Annotated in this window: 21 protein-coding genes; 19 read left to right on the plus strand and 2 right to left on the minus strand. The window is 33.9% G+C overall.

The window, feature by feature from the left end:
* The first annotated feature begins 726 nt into the window (after window positions 1–726).
* From ACODSI_RS00375 to ACODSI_RS00465, 19 genes are all read left to right on the plus strand, one after another.
* On the plus strand, window positions 727–954 hold the full coding sequence (locus ACODSI_RS00375; protein ID WP_488914847.1) for a hypothetical protein: 228 nt from the start codon (window positions 727–729) through the stop codon (window positions 952–954).
* A 160-nt stretch (window positions 955–1,114) separates the two neighbouring features.
* Complete coding sequence (locus tag ACODSI_RS00380; protein ID WP_488914848.1) at window positions 1,115–1,972, plus strand: transglutaminase-like domain-containing protein; 858 nt, start codon at window positions 1,115–1,117, stop codon at window positions 1,970–1,972.
* 11 nt (window positions 1,973–1,983) lie between these two features.
* Entirely contained in the window at window positions 1,984–2,685 is a 702-nt protein-coding gene (locus ACODSI_RS00385; protein ID WP_488914849.1) for a hypothetical protein, read from the plus strand.
* Between the two features lie 12 nt (window positions 2,686–2,697).
* Window positions 2,698–3,282 carry a hypothetical protein gene (locus tag ACODSI_RS00390; RefSeq protein ID WP_488914850.1) on the plus strand — a complete coding sequence of 195 codons (585 nt, stop codon included), beginning with the start codon at window positions 2,698–2,700 and terminating at the stop codon, window positions 3,280–3,282.
* Between the two features lie 30 nt (window positions 3,283–3,312).
* Entirely contained in the window at window positions 3,313–3,870 is a 558-nt protein-coding gene (locus ACODSI_RS00395) for a hypothetical protein (RefSeq protein WP_488914851.1), read from the plus strand.
* A gap of 62 nt (window positions 3,871–3,932) precedes the next feature.
* Window positions 3,933–4,307 carry a hypothetical protein gene (locus tag ACODSI_RS00400; RefSeq protein WP_488914852.1) on the plus strand — a complete coding sequence of 125 codons (375 nt, stop codon included), beginning with the start codon at window positions 3,933–3,935 and terminating at the stop codon, window positions 4,305–4,307.
* Between the two features lie 2 nt (window positions 4,308–4,309).
* The gene (locus ACODSI_RS00405) at window positions 4,310–4,588 is read left to right on the plus strand and encodes a hypothetical protein (protein WP_488914853.1); all 279 of its coding nucleotides are present in this window, start codon (window positions 4,310–4,312) and stop codon (window positions 4,586–4,588) included.
* Window positions 4,589–4,590: 2 nt separating this feature from the next.
* Entirely contained in the window at window positions 4,591–5,406 is an 816-nt protein-coding gene (locus ACODSI_RS00410) for a hypothetical protein (RefSeq protein WP_488914854.1), read from the plus strand.
* Between the two features lies 1 nt (window position 5,407).
* Complete coding sequence (locus ACODSI_RS00415) at window positions 5,408–5,602, plus strand: hypothetical protein (protein WP_488914855.1); 195 nt, start codon at window positions 5,408–5,410, stop codon at window positions 5,600–5,602.
* Window positions 5,603–5,871: 269 nt separating this feature from the next.
* The gene (locus tag ACODSI_RS00420) at window positions 5,872–6,366 is read left to right on the plus strand and encodes a hypothetical protein (protein WP_488914856.1); all 495 of its coding nucleotides are present in this window, start codon (window positions 5,872–5,874) and stop codon (window positions 6,364–6,366) included.
* Window position 6,367: 1 nt separating this feature from the next.
* Complete coding sequence (locus ACODSI_RS00425; protein ID WP_488914857.1) at window positions 6,368–6,790, plus strand: hypothetical protein; 423 nt, start codon at window positions 6,368–6,370, stop codon at window positions 6,788–6,790.
* 1 nt (window position 6,791) lies between these two features.
* Window positions 6,792–7,493 (plus strand): peptidoglycan-binding domain-containing protein, encoded by a 702-nt coding sequence (locus ACODSI_RS00430; protein WP_488914858.1) that lies wholly within the window; start codon window positions 6,792–6,794, stop codon window positions 7,491–7,493.
* The gene (locus ACODSI_RS00435; RefSeq protein WP_488914859.1) at window positions 7,493–7,633 is read left to right on the plus strand and encodes a hypothetical protein; all 141 of its coding nucleotides are present in this window, start codon (window positions 7,493–7,495) and stop codon (window positions 7,631–7,633) included. The genes ACODSI_RS00430 and ACODSI_RS00435 overlap by 1 nt, the downstream gene beginning before the upstream one ends.
* Window positions 7,633–8,316 (plus strand): glycoside hydrolase family 19 protein, encoded by a 684-nt coding sequence (locus tag ACODSI_RS00440; protein WP_488914860.1) that lies wholly within the window; start codon window positions 7,633–7,635, stop codon window positions 8,314–8,316. Before ACODSI_RS00435 ends, ACODSI_RS00440 begins: the two co-directional genes overlap by 1 nt.
* A gap of 15 nt (window positions 8,317–8,331) precedes the next feature.
* Window positions 8,332–8,691, plus strand: coding sequence for a hypothetical protein (locus ACODSI_RS00445; RefSeq protein WP_488914861.1), 360 nt, complete (start codon window positions 8,332–8,334; stop codon window positions 8,689–8,691).
* A gap of 110 nt (window positions 8,692–8,801) precedes the next feature.
* Window positions 8,802–9,347 carry a hypothetical protein gene (locus tag ACODSI_RS00450; RefSeq protein WP_488914862.1) on the plus strand — a complete coding sequence of 182 codons (546 nt, stop codon included), beginning with the start codon at window positions 8,802–8,804 and terminating at the stop codon, window positions 9,345–9,347.
* The gene (locus ACODSI_RS00455; RefSeq protein ID WP_488914863.1) at window positions 9,338–9,808 is read left to right on the plus strand and encodes a hypothetical protein; all 471 of its coding nucleotides are present in this window, start codon (window positions 9,338–9,340) and stop codon (window positions 9,806–9,808) included. The genes ACODSI_RS00450 and ACODSI_RS00455 overlap by 10 nt, the downstream gene beginning before the upstream one ends.
* 11 nt (window positions 9,809–9,819) lie before the next feature.
* Window positions 9,820–12,039 (plus strand): zincin-like metallopeptidase domain-containing protein, encoded by a 2,220-nt coding sequence (locus tag ACODSI_RS00460; protein ID WP_488914864.1) that lies wholly within the window; start codon window positions 9,820–9,822, stop codon window positions 12,037–12,039.
* 19 nt (window positions 12,040–12,058) lie between these two features.
* The gene (locus tag ACODSI_RS00465) at window positions 12,059–12,223 is read left to right on the plus strand and encodes a hypothetical protein (protein WP_488914865.1); all 165 of its coding nucleotides are present in this window, start codon (window positions 12,059–12,061) and stop codon (window positions 12,221–12,223) included.
* 83 nt (window positions 12,224–12,306) lie between these two features.
* Here ACODSI_RS00465 and ACODSI_RS00470 read toward each other — a convergent pair whose 3' ends face one another.
* Together ACODSI_RS00470 and ACODSI_RS00475 are read right to left on the minus strand one after the other, a co-directional pair.
* Window positions 12,307–13,593: an HlyD family secretion protein gene (locus ACODSI_RS00470; RefSeq protein WP_488914866.1), complete on the minus strand. Its 1,287-nt coding sequence runs from the start codon at window positions 13,591–13,593 to the stop codon at window positions 12,307–12,309.
* 4 nt (window positions 13,594–13,597) lie between these two features.
* Window positions 13,598–15,790, minus strand: coding sequence for a peptidase domain-containing ABC transporter (locus ACODSI_RS00475; RefSeq protein ID WP_488914867.1), 2,193 nt, complete (start codon window positions 15,788–15,790; stop codon window positions 13,598–13,600).

Below are 15,790 nucleotides of genomic sequence, written 5' to 3' on the forward strand. Positions count from 1 at the left end.
CAATTGCAATGATTATCAGCAGTATTGCAATGATATTATTGTAATAGACATTTTGCAGAGTATGTTTTATGTTTTAAGAAGCAAAATTGAGAGTTTACGACCATTTAGCAACATTGGTTTGTCTCCCTCACAAGCTGTGATACTATTGTATTGTTGCTCTTGGAATAGAGAAGATAGAAACCAAGAGCAAAAAAACACCATGCAAATCATAAGTGATTGTATCCATCAAAAACTAGTAAATCTATAAAAAATGAAACGGCAATTAATTGCGGGTAAAAAATCGATTTATCCCACCAATGCAATTATCAATAAAAATTTTGTCATACGGGTTTTAGAGAACCCCAAACAAAGCAGTGTTAAAAACACCAAATTAAGAACGGCAAATACAATTTCACCGCTTATAAATGATGATAAACTTAAAATGAAGCTATTTGAGAAAGTATTAAACGGAGAGCTAGACAAATACACGTTTTTAATTAGAAATCGCCTTAAAATAGTTTTTTGTTCAAAATAACATTAATATCAGTAGTATGAGAGTTAAAACCCGATTAAAAATAATAGTATTAAACGCAATGGTAGTTTTTATTTTCATTGCAATAATCATTGCAATACCATTGCAATTATTTGATTGGCTTGTTTGTAGAAACAACAGGATATTATATTTTTTAGAAAACAAAGCCTACAGAATACTTTTTGAGATTCACGATTTAAAAACACATCGAAACAATGAGCAGTAAAGACAAAAAAATGCTTCCTTATTCACTGACAAAATCGGAGCTTGTTACGATGTATTGTGACCAGTTCAGCGAGGCAAATATTAGAAAGCAGATTAACGAGATTTTAAAAGAGAAAAAAATATCAAAAAACACCAAAATAATTCCGCACAATGAGTTTATGGAATTTGTTTTAACCTATGGACTACCTAAAGGGTATTGTTATGAGGATGATAGTTAATTGCAATGAAATTCTCAAAGAATTGCAATTGTTTTTCCTTACCATAGTTTAGCGTAGCTTAGTTAAATTAAGAAATCTTTACCGTTGTTTATCAATCCTTGCCATAGCTTATGGCAAGGATTTTTTATTTAAAACCTTTGTGGAGCAAATCACAAATAAGATGACAAAACAGGATATAAATCTGCTTTTAAAACGAAGCATCAAAAAGGGTGATGAGTTTAGTCATTTAATTGAAAAGCCAAAGAATCAAAAAGTAAAACTCTCAAGTGGCGATACTTTTTACTCGGTTAAAATTATGAGTGTTTGGGCAAAGACTTTTTACAAGCAAGTAGCCAAATTATCAAAGATTTTACAGGGTAGAACACTAAAAGAGACCTGCGATAAGATTCATTATTTTTTGTTCTATGACATCCAATACCAAGCCGATGGGGTAACCCAAAACATTAGAAGTCCTGCCAATAGTTGGTTTAACCGCCGAGAGGGGATTGATTGTAAGAGTTATTCAATTTTTGCTAGTTGTGTGCTTTTAAATTTAGGAATTAAGCATTACATCAGACAGATAAAACAGCCCAATTTCAACCCCAAGAGATACACCCACGTTTACGTGGTTGTACCCAATGAGCAAGACAGCTCAAATTTAGATAAAGGGTATTGTGTAATTGATGGAACAGTACAGAGTAATAAAGAACCGAAGTACACCAGTAAAGAAGATGTTTTTATGAGTTTAAAATTGCCACACGTAGGACTTAATTGTCCTGCTCCGAAAAAAACAGGTTGGTATGTTACTAAAAAACCCTGTTTGAAAGCCTTTGAGTTGTATGATTTTGCTAGAAGTGCCACACAGGCTAAAAATATGCTAGCCTCTTTGGGCAAAGATGCTTTAGCCCACAAATCCAAATCAGAGGGCGGATTGTATAACATCTATGTAAAGGCAAATAGTGTTTATGGCACTAAAAGAGGTCTTAAAGGCGTATCCCAAAAGAGCAGTACAAAAGCAAAGAGAAGATTTCCTTTTTAAAAAATAAGAGTATGATAATTTTAGAAGAACAAACAGGACTTAATGCAGGTCTTAACAGGGGGCTAAAAATTGGAAAGTTCATTAAACGTAACGTCCAATCCGCAAAGAGAGACATCAGCATTAAAAACGCTATTAAGGTGGGCAAGGTTGCCATCCCACTAGCCACTACAGCAATGAGTTTTATTCCTGGCGGTGGTGTTGCTAGTAAGCTATTAGATAGCAAAGTAGGTAAGCTATTTACTAAAATCAAAAATGGTAAAGCCGTGAAAGCCATTTCAAAAATTGCCCATAGTAAAGTGGGGGAAATGGCAGTAAATAACATTATCAAACCCACGATTCAAAATGCTGTTTCAGGAGGAGCAAGCCAAACAGAGTCAGCAGAGACGCCAAGCGAGGTAATGCAAAACGCTACCCCAACGCCACAACAGATTGAAACTATTGCACAGGTTAAGGGAGTACCACAAGAGAGTTTGGTAGCAGATTCACAGGTAAGTAGTTCACTTCCAAATGATGCTCAATTAGAGACTATTTCAAAGGTTAAAGACATTCCTGTAGAGAACCTCAAAGAAGAGGTGGCTACTCAAAAAGAAACCGCTCAAAATGAGGTTGCCCCCACAACAGGCAAAAGTAGTTATGTTGTTCCCATTGTTATTGGTGCGGGAGTTTTAACAGGTGTTTTATTGGCTACAAGTTCAAGTAAAAGTAATAATTAATAAAAAAAGAAAATGAAACAAGAGTTAATAACAATTAGTTCTGCCGTTGCCATAGGCGCACTCTCACGAGGGCTTACAGGGGTAGTAACAGAAACCTCCTCCAACACGGTTAAAGGTGTAGTGAATGGAGTAGTTTCTTTAGGAACAGGTTTTTTAGCCATTAAGGTAAAGGGGAGCGATACCAAAAGTTCGCTTTTGAGAGGTTCTGCTTTAGGAATTTCTATTGCACACGGCTTGGAACTATTTAAAAACATTCTCTCTTCAGAGAAAATTGCATCCAAATTAAGCCCTGATTCTACAATGGGTAGATTCATGCAAAAAGCAGCGGGATTATCAGGAGCAGTAAACGGACTAAACGGGTATATCGATGCTTATGGTAACTACCACGAGGACGGGTTAGGGGGATACATTGATGTAAACGGCAACTATGTTGAGGATGGTTTAAACGGCTATTATGATGATGCAGGAAACTATTATGCTGATGGATTGGGCGGATATATTGATGTAAACGGCAATTATGTTGAGGATGGTTTAAATGGGTATGAGGATGATGCTTTAGGGGCTTACATCGATGAGCGAGGCAACTACATTTTATAAGAAAGAGTAAAAATTTAATTTAAAAAAAAGATGGAAAATAGAAATCCACAATTGCAAACAGCAATTAAAGTTTTAGGGGCAAGACAACGCCAACACGCACAAGCCACTAGACCACAAGCGACTAAATTAGTTGACAAAACTTTTTACTTAAATGTAAGAGTTGACGGAATGAGCGGTATTAATCAACTCGTTGATGCCAATACCAAAAAACTCGTTGGGATTACCAATTTTGACGGTAATCTTTTAAACTCGGGTCGTGATGTGGTTATTGATGCCATTAGATTACAATTTACCACAAAAGGTGATAGAATTGAGAATGCTGATTGGCAAAACAAAGACACACTTCCTGCGGAATTACAAAACGCTGATTTGAGACTAATTCAAACCAACGATATGTTAATCGATTTGCCCCTAACCGATACCCAAGCCTTTAAAAATGAGGATTACCGTCCTATTGCTACCACACCACTTTTAAGAGCAAAAGAGGAGTTTAAACTAGAGTTGGAATTTCCAAAAGGGGTAACAGTTTCGGCAGGCAAACCAATGTATATGCGCATTGAGTTTAGAGTAACAGAGGCTAAAAAATAGTAAATCAAAATTCAAAAGCCATAGTTAAAACAAAGGCTGTGGCTTTTTAAAATCAAAGGGCTATGAGACAGATTCATTTTGTTGTTAAAGCAACAATAAAACCAGGAGAGACTTACACGAGCGAAAACTTTAAGCTACCTACAGGATTTACTACCTCAGTTGCAGTTTATACCAATGGAGTAGAGAAACAAGTCGGAGCAATGGCATCTATAGAGATGAAAGACGACAATAGTATTGCCATTATTCCAATGGTTCATATTGACAATTGGCGACCAAGTGCAGGGGGAGAATATCAAAAAACATTCAAGCCTCTGAATTTTGATACGGGCAACAAAGATTACTCTCTTATTTTTTCTTTGGAGGATAAATTAGATAGTGATGTTCCTTTAAAATTTCACGTAGTGTTTTTGTATAACAATGATGTAAAATCGATGTAAAGATGTTTGTAGAATCTGCTTTTATAACAAGGGAATTTAGAGAGGAACAAATCCCCATTTTAGAGAATGTTACTTGCTTATCGATAGTTAATAAGGGTACAAGTATAGCCCTTGTTAATGGAGTAAGTATTTACCCGAGCCAAAAGCAGATTTTAATAGTTCCCGATGGAACTTATAGCAGAGTACAACTATCAGTAAGTTACATCGATACTTTTAGTAGTTCAAAAAAAGGGGATACCCCAAGCAATAAAATTTTACTTATCTACAAAAAACTAATTTAAAAATGGAGCAGTTAGATGATTTGATGGATAGACTTGATAGCGACAAATTTTGTGCTGTATCGGTTTATGACGCTATTACCAATAAGGTTATTTATCGCAATATAACCCACGATCGAGTACAACAAGAATTTGGAAGTTCAGAGGCATTTTTTGAGAATATTTTTCAAGAGGGTTACACTGAATTAATCCTACAGGAAAAACGCCGAAATGGGTCAAATGCTTTTAAAATTGAAGCAGACTCATTTAAGGTTAGCCTTTCTGATTCGGAGCAAGAAATTTCAAAAATAGAACCCAGTAGGATAGTTCAAAGACCAAAAAAGAATAAGAAAAAAAAGAAAAAAGCCAAAGGACTAATGGGGCTGGGAGTGAGTGATATTTTTGATTTAAAACTTCAAGCCTACGATAGAGAGGAACTTTCAAGAAAGCTCCAAGAAGCCCAAAGTGAGAATAAGGAACTTAAAGCAAAAAACGATGCTTTAAATGAGGAAAAACTTCAAAGAAAGTACACCAAAGAGAGCAACGATAGTTTAAACAATATGCTTTTAGGAGTAGTTAAACAAGCTCCCATAATCTTAAAAGGTTTAGGTTTTAATGTTCCTGTAGAGGCTAATGGTTTATCTATTGCCTCATCGGATGAGGCGCAGGATGAGAACTATTCAGATATTAAAAAATCGTTCTTAGATATTATCAAAACCCTAGATGATGATACTATTTCGCTCTTGCAAGTGATGTATCAAAAGATAAGTGAAAAAACAGAGAATAACCTGTTTTCGCAGGAACTTTTTGAATTATTACAAAAACATCAAATGATTGTGTAAAATGAATACAGTTAATATAAAAACCAAAGAAAGCAATCCTTTCAAATTGCAAAAGAAAGCCAAGTTATTGGAGGATTTAGCAGATTTAGACAACGAAGTTTTACAAAAATTAGTTGCTCTTAAAAAGTCTAGTAAAGCAATGAGTATGGTTACCTCCAAAGAGGGGTGGCAAACCATAGAGGAGTTTATAATGTAAAGGTGGCTTTATTGGTGCTTTTTTGTAAGCTCCATTTACAAGACAAGCATCAGTAAACCACAAAATAATAGCTGTGATAGGTTTATACGCAAGGTGTAAATGGTGTTGCTCCAAGTTTAAGAGAGTAAAGATGAAATACTAAAGCGGTACAGCCCAAATAATGTCTCTGGCATCTCAGATGTCTTAGACCTCTTACAATGCTAAGTGCTTAATTAGTAAAGTAAAAATGAAATTGGGAGCAATACTCTCACAGCCAATAAAAAAAGCAAATGAGAAAGCAAGGTTTACACAATCCCGCACTTGTGGTTGTTGCCAGTTCAAAAGAGGGGCAAAAAGCAATCGGTAGCACCATAGAGACAGCAAATAATGCGGTTAACGCTACGGCATCGATTGTAAAGGGTGTATTAAAAACAGGCTTTTTTTTAGGGGTTGGTTATTATGCTTACAAAAAGATATTTATCGGATTTTCTTCTTTAACGGAAAGCAAAAAAGAAAAACCCAGCAATATCTCTAGTGGCATGGCAAAGAACAAGGCAGAGGCTATTTATAGTGCGATGTATGGATTGGGTAATGGATTTAAAGCGGTTAAGCAGAATCTAATGGGAGTTAATTACAATGGGTTTGTTAGAATTTATAACGCCTTTGGTCAGCGTAAAGGAGTTAACCCATTTTCAAAAAAACTCACTTTAATAGAGTGGTTTATAGACCAGTTTAGCCCTAGTGAACTAATGGAATTACGATTTATAATACCACACTTTTTTTAATATGGAAGTATCAAAAATAGTTCCTATTACTATAGGGATTGCAGGGTTTGGGATATTGGTTTTAGCGCTCTCACAGAGTAGCAAAAACAAAAATAGTGCAGCGTATTTGGATGGTGGATTTAGTGATGAGGGTTTTAATGCCAAAGAAATAGTCACGATGCTCTACGATGCCATGAAAGAGGCAAATTTTACTAATACCGATAAACGTAAAACCATTTTTACAGCTTTAACAGGAGTAAGCCCAACGCAATTTGCACAGGTTATTAAAGCCTTTGGTTTTAGGTATTACAATACCCTTACGGGCAACACCTATTTTGCTCTTTGGCAAACACCAGTAAAGCATCCTTTAAAAGTTTGGCTAAAAGAAGAGCTAAGCTCGGAGGATTACAAGTTATTAAAATCAAATTATCCAACACAATTATAAAATGAGTACAGAAGATAAAATTTGGATCGGAGCAGGTGTTACCCTAGCTGTTGGAGGTGGTATCTACTATTTTATTCAAAAGAGCAAGGACAAACCTCTTGAGAATAGTGAAGTAAATACACCAATTTTAAGTGAGCCTACACTTCCTGTTAAAGTTCCATCACTAGCCACTACGCTAATAAAACCACAATTGCCTGTAAAAGTACCTAGTCTAGCCAATAGTTTTAGATATGCTATAGGTCAAGAGGTAATGGCAACAGGATTTAATGGTACAAAGACTTACGATGCTAGAAAAATGGCAGATGGGAATTATATCAGTGAGGGAATTAGAAAAGCCACTTTTAAAAAGGGGGATAAAATCGGTACTATTATTTGGGTGGGGTTAAAACCTGACGGAACATACCGCTATGTCGTACAAAGAAATGGAATGATAATGAGTGATATTTATTGGATAGCCAACCAAGATATGATTAAGCCTGTAGGCAAAATTTTACCTACTGTACCCTCTGTAAAGACTGCCACAACTACCACAGAGACAATTGATAAAAACAAACTACTTAAAAAAGGGAGTAAGGGAGCAGAAGTTAGAGCCTTACAATCCTTTTTAAAAATTCAGGTAGATGGCGATTTTGGGCGCAATACCCTAAATGCGCTACTTACTCAAAAGGGAGTTAGTCAAATCACATTAAACGATTTTAAATAATGGATACTAAAGCCACATTATTATTAGGGGTTGCCCTAGCAGGGATATTAGTTGTTGCCACCTTATCAGATAATGCACCAGCTAAAGAGGATAACATAAAAGACAAGCCAAACGTAGAACCTAAAAAAGTAGTATTGTAATGGATTTTTTACTGACAAATAGCATCACATTTTTAGGCGTATTTCAAAAATATGCGATAAACACCCCTAAACGTATTGCGCATTTTTTGGCGCAAATCCACGAGGAAAGCGGAGGATTTACAAGATTTACCGAGAGTTTAGATTATACCCCACAGGGACTAATTAAAACCTTTGGAGTAAATCAAATATCTGTCTCACAAGCCAATTTATACGGCAGAACATCAGCCCACAAAGCAAATCAAGAAGCCATAGCCAATATAGTCTATGGTGGGGCTTGGGGTAAAGTAAATTTAGGCAATACTCAAAAAGGAGATGGTTGGAAATTTAGAGGTCGAGGACTTATACAACTTACAGGAAGAGCCAACTACGAGGCTTATAAAAACTACTCGGGGCATGATGTAATTAACAATCCTGATTTAGCCAGTAGAGCCGATATAGCCCTAGATATTGCAGGTTGGTTTTGGTCGGTTCGCTTCAATCTTAATCCACTAGCAGATATAGGCAATATTAACAGCATTACTAAAAAGTTAAATGGAGGGCTGACCAATCTAGCAGAGAGAGTGAAACAGCTTAATTATTACATCGGTGTAGATACACTTTCGATATTAAAAAAAAAAGTCAAGCAGATACTCTTTAATAATCCCTATTACAGTTTTTTCACTGGGCTTTTGCATATTAATTAATAAAATTTACAGAGGATGACAAAGCATCAAATTTGGGAATGGCTTACAACACATTCCAAACAACTATTAGATTTTTTCCTGTTTTTATTTATAGTAATTATGGGGGCAATAGTTAAGATAATAAGACAAGTTAGACAAGGGGCGAAAGCCTCTTATAAATGGTTTTTAGCAGAGGCGATTGTATCTGTGTTTGTAGCACTTTTAGTTTATGGCTTTTTTGATGAGTTTTTGCATTTTAACAAGCTCTTTACTTATATGGTTTGTGCTTGGTGTGGTTCGTTTTCTACCATTTTTCACAAGAGAATGGAAGATTTATTGGGAGCTTTTTTCGATAAACTAAAACAAATCATAACCAATGAAAAGACACCTGATTAATAAAATATTTGAAGTAGCCAGCCTGTATTATGGATTTGATTTTTTCCACATCCTAGAGGCAACAGAAACTTTTTTTTATCACTTAAAACTCACTATTAAAAACAAAAAAAATGAAAACAATAATCAGTAAAATTTTAGTCGTATTAGTCATTACCCTACTTTTTTGTAGTTGCTCTGAAGCTAAAAAGTATCAAGAGCAAAACACTATTGTAAAGAGTGATATTCAAAAAACAGATAGCACTAAAGTAGCACAAATTAACAAAGAGATTGAGGACACTTTAATTACTCCAGTAGCGCAGAGTAAAACTAGTAATCCTGTTTTAGATTCTTTAGTAAATGCCAAAGTAGATGAGATTTTGCAAAAACTCAACACCTCTAAAACATCGGGGGATAACAGCTATAAATTACTATATGATAAACTTACAAAACAGCTAGAGTTTTATACCAAAATTGGACAAACTACAAATGAAAAGACAAAGGTTAAAGGGCAAAGCGACAAAACTCTAATTCAGATAAAGAAAGTGCCTGTAATAATAGATAAGCCACTCTCAAAGCTAGAGCGGTTTTTAATAGGACTGGGGATTTTGAGTTTAGTTTTTATAAGTTATAAAGCCTTTGTTTTTATAAGAGGTAAAACAAAAATGTTATGGGTGTAAGAACAAAACATATTGTAGTAACAGGTGTGCTCATTGGAGCAGGTTTATTATGGTACAGCACAAAGATTGATAAATGGAAGCAGACAATGACAAAACTAAAAGCATTACCGACAGGGTTTAGAAATTTTGATATTAATTTTAAGCGTATGCGTTTTAATTTGGATGTAACGCTTTTTAATCCCACAAATGACAATTTCTCTCCCGATGGCATTATAGCCGTTGTAAAACGAATCATTATAAGCGATAAAACCCAAAAAAGGATTGCTACAATAACCGTTAATAAGTCGTTTGTTTCAGTACCAGCCAAAGGCAAATTTGTGTTAAAGGACTTAATTGTAGAGATTCCAATTGTAGAGAATTTAACCAACTTACAGAGTTTGGTAACTATTAAATCTATAAAAGATTTATCCATAGAAACCATTATAGGGGTATTGGGTAAAGAGTATTCAATAATTCAGTAAAAACAAGCCGTATGAATGTAGTAACAGCCTTTAATAGTTTGGATGGTAAGACGGTTTCAAGAAGCGCACTAAAAAAACTACTCACAAGAGCCAAAAGAGAAACGCATCATTTAATTGCAAAGCGATTAAGTAATTTATTGCGACAAAATAAAGATGCTGTTTTTGCAATACAGATAAATGATTTTGTGGATACTTTAGGACTTACAGGGGCAGAACAAGAGATTATTTTACCCTCTTTAGAGTACCACTCTGAAAAGGATTTAGAGACAGGACTTAATGGGGTTTCCCCTGATGATATTTACTCCTACATTACGGATTTAATTCTAAATACCATACAAAAGGTAGGACATTTGCCTTGGCAAAAAGAGTGGGTAGGTTCGGGAAGTGATGGAACAGCTAAAAACTATGTGAGTAAAAAGGAATATACTGGAGCAAATTTTTTACTGAATTTCGATATAAAGTTTGATGATAACGGCAAGGGATATTTAGTACCGATAAATTTTAAACAGCCCTATTATTTAACCTTTAATCAAATCAGAGAGGCAAAAGCAACCCTTATCGAGGGAAGTAAAGCAAGACGTGTGATTTATTATACAATGATTTTTAATTATGATAATGGCACATTAAAATTCAAAACTACCGATAGAAAAAAGTTTACAGAATTTGTAAAGGAGCATTCTTTAACCAAAGAAGATTTAAAGGAGCATTTAATAAAAATTCCTGTTATTAAATATTACAATGTTTTTAGAGCTGACCATTGCATAGGATTAAAGTTTGAATCGGACAAGACCAAAAAGAAAAAAATAAATCCTATTGCTGAGGCTCAAAAGATAATTGACGGCTATAAAAACCCGCCTAAATATACTTTTATTGGGGATAAAGCCTATTATCAACCTGCTACCGATACTCTTAATATGCCAAAGATTGAAGCGTTTAATAAAGAAGCTGCTTATTATAGCACTTTTTTTCACGAGATGATCCACTCAACAGGACATTCTAAAAGATTAGACAGAGGTAATGATACTAGAGTTAGAGATGGAAGTAAAAAAGACAAAACGGCTTATGCTTTTGAGGAGTTAGTAGCGGAACTCGGAGCAGTTTTTTTATGTGCTGAATCAGGAATATTATTTCACACAAGAGAGAACTCGGCAAAATATTTAAAAGGTTGGAATGATGCTTTAGTAAATGAACTAGAGAATGACAACCGATTTTTTTTAAAAGCATCTGCCAAAGCCCAAAAAGCGGTTAATCATATTTTAGATAGAGAGATTCAAAATGATGATGAGCAAGAGCAAGAAAGTGAGCAAGCTCAAACTAAAGGCAAAGTTAGTAAAGTAACTAAGGGAGTAAAAACCAAAGTAAATCCAATTAAAAAGCCCACAAGAGCAAAAACCAAAACTAAAACCAAAGCAAACGCAGGCTTATCGGTGGTAGCACAAGTTATAAAAACACCTGCTTCTACAATCAAAAAAAGCGGTACAATCATAGCCAAAAATAAGGTAGTTAAAGCGCATAACAATTCTGATCCAAATAGTAGTTTAAATAAACTTGCCAAATTGGGGTTTGTCTCTGCTGATTCTGCACCAAAACATGCTGTGGATGTTTTTACTTTAGGGGGAGAGATTGGAAAGTTTTTGCAAAAGCAACAACCTCACAAATCACTTATTATCATCAAAGGAGATAAACACAGCTCTAAATCGCAACTCGCTATGCAGATTGCCAATGCCTTTGGAGAAATGCAAATCCCTGTTGGTTATATCGATTATGAGCAAGGAGGTACAGAGAGTAAAGATACTCAAGATAGCATAAATAGAAATACTTCAGAGAGAGGCAGAAAGTATATCGCTATTAAAGGCTATTTAGAAAAACCATTTGAGGAGTTACAGCAATTCTGTAAGGTAGTAAAAGTAATTATCGCTGATTCGGTAACGGATTTAAAAATCACAGCCGACCAGCTTAATTATTTGCGAACTACTTACCCCAAGGTAATTTGGTGCTTTATCTCACAAGTAAAAGAAAACGGAGCTATGTACGGAGGTAATAAAATGGCGCACAATCCAACTTGTGTAATTCATTGCTCCACCCACTGGGACCCAAAGCAAAGATTTGCAACGCTGGAGAAAAACAGAGGCAACGACCTTACTTTAAAATACTCAATGTATTATCAAAGGTTAGTTACAGAGCCAAAACAAAGAACAACAAAAAGAAAATTATCATTCACAGTTAAATAACAATTAAAATTTAGAAATCATGGTAGCTAAAAAATCGAAATCAAAAGGTAAAAAAAGAATTTCAGCAAAAAAATTATGCAGTAGTGTAATTGTAAGGGAGGGAGTTAAAAAAGACGGGACACTAAAAAAAGGGTATCGATATGTTAAAGGGGGTAAGGTTGTAAAATCTAAACTAAAAAAATAACTATATTTGTAATGAACTTTTTTATGTTTCCATAATAAAGGATTTAAGTTATACATAGAGCAAGGCTAAAAGCCTTGCTTTTTTTATCTTTTAAACATATCTCTAAACTGATATAAAAACCGCTCAATTAGTCGAGAATCTTTGGTTATAATATCTGCTGTTCCACCCATTTCTTGTTGGAATTGAATTTGTTTTTTATAGGATGTTTTTAATCCGTTTGGTAGCAAAACATCAATAAGTATTTTACCGTCTTTATCAGGAGTGAGCGAGATAGCTTTTACAATTCCTTGAATAACCCCAAATTCTCTATCAGGGTAATTAGCCAATCGAATATTTACGTTTTGACCAACTTTTAATTTACCCGAGTTTTCCGCTGGAGCTTTTACCTTACCTATAAAACCATTTTCACTATTTGGGATAATTGCAAAAACATTATCGCCCGAATTTACAGTTTGGTTCTCTGCCCAAAGTTGCAAATAAGATACTTTACCATCAATTGAAGAGCGAAAAACATAATTTAGTTCCCAATCTTTAATAGCTTTTTTAAGTCCATAAAAAGCCTGTATTACATTACGTTCTAAATTTACATTCTCTTTACTCTCGTTTATTTGAGTAGTTTTACTATTTCTGTTCAAATCATTCAAAGATGATATTAGTTGTGATATAGAACTTAACAAACTTTTGTAGTTACGCTCGGTTTGTAAATAAGTTAGTTTGTGTTTTTCTAATTCTTGTGAGGCAATAATTCCTTTTTTAAAAAGTGTTTCGTATCTATCTAAATCACTTTTTTGTAATTCAAGTTCGTTTTGGTTGATGCTTTTTTGTGATTCTAATAAACTTAATCGTTCTTTTAATTGAATAGCTTCATAACTTTGAGCCGTTCCCTCCACTTTAAAGGGCTGTAATTTGGTGTTTAATTCACTAACGGAGTATTCTTTTTGAAATAATGCAAAACTACTTTCTATATCCCCTAATTGAGCGGATTTCAATCTATCAAAAGGAAAACTATTTTTGTCAATATTGAATGTGTCAACAATGCTTTTTAATAAAAATACATCTTTGTAATTGGCTGTATTTTCAATTACAGCAATAGGAGTATTTTTTAAAACATCGGTTTTATCTTTTATCAAAATTGCTTCAATTTTTCCAGAGTTTTTAGCCACCAATTTTTGAGGGGGTATATTGGTTGTAATGACTATTTGAGTAGAGACAACATCAGGATATTTTACTAACCAAGAAATAAAAAAAAGCATAAGGATAATACTAAAAACAACCACAGACCCCCAACGGATTAACCAATGCGGTACACGTGTTAGTATTTCTTGAACCTCTTCGTTTCTAAGTTCAAAATTGACTGTTTTATCTTCCATAGTATTAACTTCCTAATTGCAATTGATTTTTAACCAATTTAAAATAACTGCCTTTTAAATCTACTAACTCTTTGTGATTTCCTATTTCTACGATTTTACCTTTCTCTAAAACTACAATTTGGTCAGCGTTCATAACCGTACTTAATCGATGGGCTATTACTACAACAGTCTTATCTTTAAAGAAAACATTTAATTTTTCCATAATCTCCCTTTCGTTATTAGCATCAAGGGAAGAGGTAGCCTCATCAAAAAATAACATTTCGGGATTTTTATACACCGCTCTAGCAATTAACATACGTTGTTTTTGTCCTGTACTCATTCCAACTCCCTCCATTCCAATTTTTGTATTATATCCCAACGGATAATCTTGTATGAAATCTTTTATGTTGGCTACATCAGAGGCATAAACCAAACGTTCTTTATCAATTATATCTACTCCAATAGCAATATTGTTTGCAATAGTATCACTAAAAATATAACCCTCTTGCATGACAGTTCCAACATGATTTCTCCATGTCTTTTGAGCAATATTTTTAAGAGATGTCTTGCCTATATTTATTTCTCCTTTTTGAGGTTCGTAGAACTTTAACAATAGTTTCATTAAAGTAGTTTTACCACTTCCGCTAGTTCCTACAATAGCTGTTATTTTATTGGCTGGAATTGTCAAATTTAGATTATCCAAAACATTAACATCTGAACCAATATATTTAAAAGATAAATCTCTAATCATTATATCACTGTTTTGTGGTATTTCGTGTGTTTGTGTTTGTTCCTGCTGGGTTTCATCTTCTTTGTTATGAATTTCAGCAAGTCTAGCTAATGATATTTTGGCATCTTGAGCCTCTCGGATAAATCCTATTAGTTGTTGTACAGGAGCATTTAAACTTCCTACAATACTTGCAATTGCCATCATCATACCAAGAGTTATTTGTCCGTCAATAACAAGTTTTGCAGACAGAAAAACAATAATAATGTTTTTTAATTCATTAATGAAGTTAGAACCAATACTTTGAGTCTGTTCCAAAACAAGTCCTTTCATAGAAACTTTAAAAAGTCTTGCTTGAATATATTCCCAACCCCAACGTTTTTGTTTTTCGGCGTTATGGAGTTTTATTTCTTGCATACCATTAATAAGTTCAATGACTTTGCTTTGTTCCTGTGAAACTTGTGAAAAACGTATATAATCTAACTCTTTACGTTTTTTTAAAAATAGTGTGATCCAAAGAAAATACAAAATACTACCAATAAAAAAAACTGCAAATATTTTAAGATTATAATAGGTTAATACTACGCCCATAATAAACATATTGATAATAGAAAACAATATTTCTAATGAAGAGGTAGTCAATATTCTCTCAATTCTATGATGGTCGTTAATACGTTGCATAATATCTCCAGTCATTCTAACATCAAAAAAAGATATAGGTAAGTTCATTAATTTGATAAAAAAATCAGAGATTAAAGAGATATTTATTCTTGTGGATAGATTTAGTAATATCCAACTTCTGATAAGTTCTAAAGCGGTACGACCAAAAAACAAAAATAGTTGTGCAAAAAGCACCAGATAAATAAAATGGATGTTTTGGTTTTGTATTCCGACATCAACGATACTTTGTGTTAAAAACGGGAATATCAATTGCAATGAACTACCTGCTAAAAGCCCTATTCCTAATTGAATAACAAAAGATTTATAAGGTATTAAATACTTAAAAAGTAGTGCAAAACCAAAAGACTTTTTTTCTTCTTTATCAAATTCAGATTGATAAAATTTTGCAGTAGGTTCAAATAACAAAACAATTCCTTCTTGTGTATTTTCATCTGCGTTGTTACCAATCCAAAATTTAAGAAATTCCTCTTTAGAATATTCAATTAATCCGTGTGCTGGGTCAGAAATATAAAAAATGTCTTTTTTGATTTTGTAAAGAACTACATAATGCTCTTTATTCCAATGTAAAATATAAGGCTGTGGAGCTTCTTTAATTCTATTTAAACTAATTTTTACTCCTAAAGTTTTAAAACCTATGCTTTCGGCTGCATCTGAAACATTTAATAAACTACTACCTTCTCTTGTGGTTTGAGAAAGTTGTCTTAATGTTTGTATATTTAGAGTTTTGCCGTAATGCTTCGCTATTATTTTTAAGCAAGTAGCACCACAATCTTTGGAATCTGCTTGGATGTAATTAGGAAATTTTTTCAA

The organism is Flavobacterium sp. FG139 (genome assembly GCF_057809695.1).

What these genes read in the sequence shown, in the direction of transcription:
- ACODSI_RS00435 (WP_488914859.1), top strand. Translation starts at nt 7,493, where the DNA reads ATGGATACTAAAGCCACATTATTATTAGGGGTTGCCCTAGCAGGGATA.
- ACODSI_RS00450 (WP_488914862.1), top strand. Translation starts at nt 8,802, where the DNA reads ATGAAAACAATAATCAGTAAAATTTTAGTCGTATTAGTCATTACCCTA.
- ACODSI_RS00400 (WP_488914852.1), top strand. Translation starts at nt 3,933, where the DNA reads ATGAGACAGATTCATTTTGTTGTTAAAGCAACAATAAAACCAGGAGAG.
- ACODSI_RS00455 (WP_488914863.1), top strand. Translation starts at nt 9,338, where the DNA reads ATGGGTGTAAGAACAAAACATATTGTAGTAACAGGTGTGCTCATTGGA.
- ACODSI_RS00375 (WP_488914847.1), top strand. Translation starts at nt 727, where the DNA reads ATGAGCAGTAAAGACAAAAAAATGCTTCCTTATTCACTGACAAAATCG.
- ACODSI_RS00430 (WP_488914858.1), top strand. Translation starts at nt 6,792, where the DNA reads ATGAGTACAGAAGATAAAATTTGGATCGGAGCAGGTGTTACCCTAGCT.
- ACODSI_RS00395 (WP_488914851.1), top strand. Translation starts at nt 3,313, where the DNA reads ATGGAAAATAGAAATCCACAATTGCAAACAGCAATTAAAGTTTTAGGG.
- ACODSI_RS00415 (WP_488914855.1), top strand. Translation starts at nt 5,408, where the DNA reads ATGAATACAGTTAATATAAAAACCAAAGAAAGCAATCCTTTCAAATTG.
- ACODSI_RS00390 (WP_488914850.1), top strand. Translation starts at nt 2,698, where the DNA reads ATGAAACAAGAGTTAATAACAATTAGTTCTGCCGTTGCCATAGGCGCA.
- ACODSI_RS00465 (WP_488914865.1), top strand. Translation starts at nt 12,059, where the DNA reads ATGGTAGCTAAAAAATCGAAATCAAAAGGTAAAAAAAGAATTTCAGCA.
- ACODSI_RS00420 (WP_488914856.1), top strand. Translation starts at nt 5,872, where the DNA reads ATGAGAAAGCAAGGTTTACACAATCCCGCACTTGTGGTTGTTGCCAGT.
- ACODSI_RS00405 (WP_488914853.1), top strand. Translation starts at nt 4,310, where the DNA reads ATGTTTGTAGAATCTGCTTTTATAACAAGGGAATTTAGAGAGGAACAA.
- ACODSI_RS00385 (WP_488914849.1), top strand. Translation starts at nt 1,984, where the DNA reads ATGATAATTTTAGAAGAACAAACAGGACTTAATGCAGGTCTTAACAGG.
- ACODSI_RS00445 (WP_488914861.1), top strand. Translation starts at nt 8,332, where the DNA reads ATGACAAAGCATCAAATTTGGGAATGGCTTACAACACATTCCAAACAA.
- ACODSI_RS00470 (WP_488914866.1), bottom strand. Translation starts at nt 13,593, where the DNA reads ATGGAAGATAAAACAGTCAATTTTGAACTTAGAAACGAAGAGGTTCAA.
- ACODSI_RS00380 (WP_488914848.1), top strand. Translation starts at nt 1,115, where the DNA reads ATGACAAAACAGGATATAAATCTGCTTTTAAAACGAAGCATCAAAAAG.
- ACODSI_RS00460 (WP_488914864.1), top strand. Translation starts at nt 9,820, where the DNA reads ATGAATGTAGTAACAGCCTTTAATAGTTTGGATGGTAAGACGGTTTCA.
- ACODSI_RS00410 (WP_488914854.1), top strand. Translation starts at nt 4,591, where the DNA reads ATGGAGCAGTTAGATGATTTGATGGATAGACTTGATAGCGACAAATTT.
- ACODSI_RS00440 (WP_488914860.1), top strand. Translation starts at nt 7,633, where the DNA reads ATGGATTTTTTACTGACAAATAGCATCACATTTTTAGGCGTATTTCAA.
- ACODSI_RS00425 (WP_488914857.1), top strand. Translation starts at nt 6,368, where the DNA reads ATGGAAGTATCAAAAATAGTTCCTATTACTATAGGGATTGCAGGGTTT.